Origin of the sequence: Streptomyces sp. NPDC006265 (genome assembly GCF_040613555.1) — a bacterium.
GTDB lineage: Bacteria > Actinomycetota > Actinomycetes > Streptomycetales > Streptomycetaceae > Streptomyces.
Genome location: NZ_JBEXSH010001012.1, coordinates 1 through 2991, shown reverse-complemented (window position 1 = coordinate 2991; position 2991 = coordinate 1). Strand labels below are relative to the sequence as shown.

The following is a 2991-nucleotide window of genomic DNA, read 5'->3' as shown; positions in this document are numbered from 1 at the left end:
GGTGTCGCGATGCCCGGCACGCCGAGAGCACGCACCGAACACCGCTCCTTCCTCTACGGAGATCCATCAGAAGGGCCCTAGACGAGCGGCAGGCGGAGTTCGAACAGGGCTCCGCCTGCGGGCCCCCGTCCGGCCGTGAGCGTGCCACCGTGCCGGACGGCGACGTCGCGGGCGATGGCGAGCCCCAACCCGGCTCCGCCGTCGTCGCGACTGCGGGCCGCGTCCAGCCGGACGAACCGTTCGAAGATCCGCTCCCGGTCGTCCTCGGGCACCCCGTCGCCGTCGTCGGCCACCCCGGCCACGGCCCGGTCGCCCTCACGCCGCACGTTCACGGTCACGGCCGACCGGGCATGCCGCTGGGCGTTGTCGAGCAGATTGGCGAGCACCCTCCCCAACTGCCCCCGCGATCCGGCCACCTCCACCGGCTCCGCGTCCACGGTGACACCCGTCCGCCCCTCGGCCGCCTCCCGGGCCAGCCGGGCAAGGTCGATCTTCGCGTCGCCCGGCCGCTCCCCCGCGTCCAGCCGGGCGAGCAGCAGCAGGTCGGCCGCCAGCCACTGCAGCCGGACGGTGTCCTCCACGGCCCCGTCCAGGTCCAGCAGTTCGGGGTGAGCGGCGGCCACCTCAAGCTGGGTCCGCAGCGAGGCGACCGGGCTGCGCAGCTCGTGGGAGGCGTCGGCGACGAACCGCCGCTGCCGCTCCACGGACGTCTCCAGCGCCGCGAGCGTCTCGTTGGTGGTGCTGGCGAGCCGGGCGATCTCGTCGTGCGTGTCCGGTTCCGGGACTCGCCGCGCGAGGTCCTCGGAATGGGTGATCGCGGCCATCTCGCGCCGGATCCCCTCCACCGGCCGCAGGGCCCGCCGGGTGACCAGCCAGGTCACGGCCGCGACGACACCGAGCAGCAGCGGGAACCCGATCAGCATCACCGTCAGCGCGGTCCGCACGGCCCCGTGCTCGGCGGCCAGCGGGGAACCGGCGTAGACCTTGAGGGGCCCCCGGTCGTGGGTCTCCACCTCGACGGCGGCGAAGCGGTAGTCCTCCGCGTCGCCATCGATGGTCGCGGACCCGTTGCTGAAGACGCTCTCCCCCGAGATCTCACCGGCTTCGAGGGGCTCGCCCGCGTCCTCGGCGTCGTCATCGTCGTCCCCGGAGGGCTTCGCCGCCGGCTGCGGTTTCACCCGGGCGGTGTCGGTCCCGCTGATCCGCTCCAGATCCTCACTGGCCGCGACCAGCCGACCGTGCTCGTCCAGGACCTGCACGGGCCCGTCGTCGCCGTCGAGACCCGAGAGCTTGTCGTACGGCGTGCCGGCCGCCAGCTCGGAGGCGACCGCCCGCACGGAACGCTCCGCCTGCGTACCGGCCTCGCCGATGAGGTTGGACCGCAGGGACAGCAGCACGGCGGCCCCGGCCGCGACGAGCGCCACCGCGACCACCAGGGTCGCCCCCAGCGTGGCCCGCGCCCGGACGGACCCGAACAGCCGCCTCACGGCGACGTCTCCAGCCGGTATCCGGCCCCGCGCACGGTCCGGATCAGCCCCGCCCGCAGCTTCCGCCGCAGCGTGCTGACGTACACCTCGACGATGTTCGGATCGCCCTCGTACGCGAAGTCCCAGACGTGCTCCAGGATCTCGGACTTGGACACCACCTCGCCGGCCCGCAGCACGAGCTGCTCCAGCACGGAGAACTCCTTGGCGGTGAGGGTGATCTCGTCCTCGCCCAGACACACCCGCCGGGCCGCGGTGTCCACCTTCAGATCCCCGTGCACATGCACGGGCGAGACCCCCGCGCCCTGCCCGCGCCGCCGCAGCAGCGCCTTGACCCGGGCGACGAGTACGACGTACGAGAACGGCTTGGTCAGATAGTCGTCCGCGCCCGTGTCGAGCCCCTCGGCCTCGTCGTACTCGCCGTCCTTGGCCGTCAGCATCAGGATCGGCACGTCGTGCCCGGCGGCGCGCAGGGCGGCGCAGACCCGGTACCCGTTGAGGCCGGGCAGCATGATGTCGAGGATGACCAGGTCGTACGTGCCCTCCGAGGCCTGGTACAGCCCCTCCCGTCCGTCGTGGACGACATCCACGGCGTACCCCTCGGCCGTCAGGCCCCCGGCGAGTGACAGGGCCAGCCGCTTCTCGTCCTCCACGATCAACAGGCGCATGCGTAAAGAGTGGCAAAGGGAACCTGAAGATCCCTTCAGTGGGCTTCAGGTTCCTCTCAGCCTCCGTCGGCCAGAGTCGAAGACGTCGAAAAGGAAACGACTCGGGAGGAATCCGCATGAAGCGCAACATCGTGATCGCCGCTGTGACCGCCGCCGCTCTGATCGGAGGCGGGACGGCCACGGCCCTCGCGACCACGGGAGACGACCAGGGCTCGGCGCGGCAGGCGGCCAACACCCCGCTGTCGAACGGCGACCTCCGAGACGACCGGGACGACGACGGCGACCGGGACGACGACGCCGACAAGACGGTTTCGGCGGACGTGACGGCGTCCGAGGCGATCGCCTCCGCACTGAAGCACACGTCGGGCACGGTGGTCTCCGCCGAGCTGGACGACGAGGACGACAGCGACAAGGTGGTCTGGAAGGTCGACGTCCTGTCCGGCGACAACACCTGGCACAGCGTGAGCGTCGACCCGGCCAACGGCAGGGTCCTCGGTGCGCACGCCGACGACGAGGACGACACGGCGCGGGTGCGGGCGGCGCTGAAGGGCTCGTCGGTGACGGCCGAGGAGGCCGCGAAGACTGCCGCCGGCAAGGGCGTGGTGACGTCCGTCGACCTCGACGAGGACGGCACGGACACGTCCTGGGAGGCCGAGACGCGCACGTCCGGCGGCTCCGAGCAGGACTGGAAGGTCGACCTCGCCTCGGGCAAGGTCACGGCGGACCGCGCCGACGCGCGGGACGACGACGCTGACGACGCTGACGACCAGGACTGATCACCAGCTGCCCCTCTTCACGGTCCCGACGTCCCCACGGACGCCGGGGCCGGGTGGGTCCGC

3 protein-coding genes are annotated in these 2991 nt (G+C 72.3%); 1 reads left to right on the top strand and 2 read right to left on the bottom strand.

Going from position 1 to position 2991, the window contains the following annotated elements:
* Positions 1 to 77: 77 nt before the first annotated feature.
* Both ABZ281_RS44385 and ABZ281_RS44380 read right to left on the bottom strand, forming a co-directional pair.
* Positions 78 to 1487 carry a HAMP domain-containing sensor histidine kinase gene (locus tag ABZ281_RS44385; protein ID WP_356663958.1) on the bottom strand — a complete coding sequence of 470 codons (1410 nt, stop codon included), beginning with the start codon at positions 1485 to 1487 and terminating at the stop codon, positions 78 to 80.
* The gene (locus ABZ281_RS44380) at positions 1484 to 2152 is read right to left on the bottom strand and encodes a response regulator transcription factor (RefSeq protein WP_356663956.1); all 669 of its coding nucleotides are present in this window, start codon (positions 2150 to 2152) and stop codon (positions 1484 to 1486) included. The genes ABZ281_RS44385 and ABZ281_RS44380 overlap by 4 nt, the downstream gene beginning before the upstream one ends.
* 116 nt (positions 2153 to 2268) lie before the next feature.
* Between ABZ281_RS44380 and ABZ281_RS44375 the strand changes: the two genes are divergently transcribed.
* On the top strand, positions 2269 to 2928 hold the full coding sequence (locus ABZ281_RS44375) for a PepSY domain-containing protein (RefSeq protein ID WP_356663954.1): 660 nt from the start codon (positions 2269 to 2271) through the stop codon (positions 2926 to 2928).
* Positions 2929 to 2991 lie beyond the last annotated feature (63 nt).

Bases quoted from the DNA above. Each gene is read 5' to 3' on its own strand.
- ABZ281_RS44380 (WP_356663956.1), bottom strand. From the start codon at position 2,152: ATGCGCCTGTTGATCGTGGAGGACGAGAAGCGGCTGGCCCTGTCACTC.
- ABZ281_RS44375 (WP_356663954.1), top strand. From the start codon at position 2,269: ATGAAGCGCAACATCGTGATCGCCGCTGTGACCGCCGCCGCTCTGATC.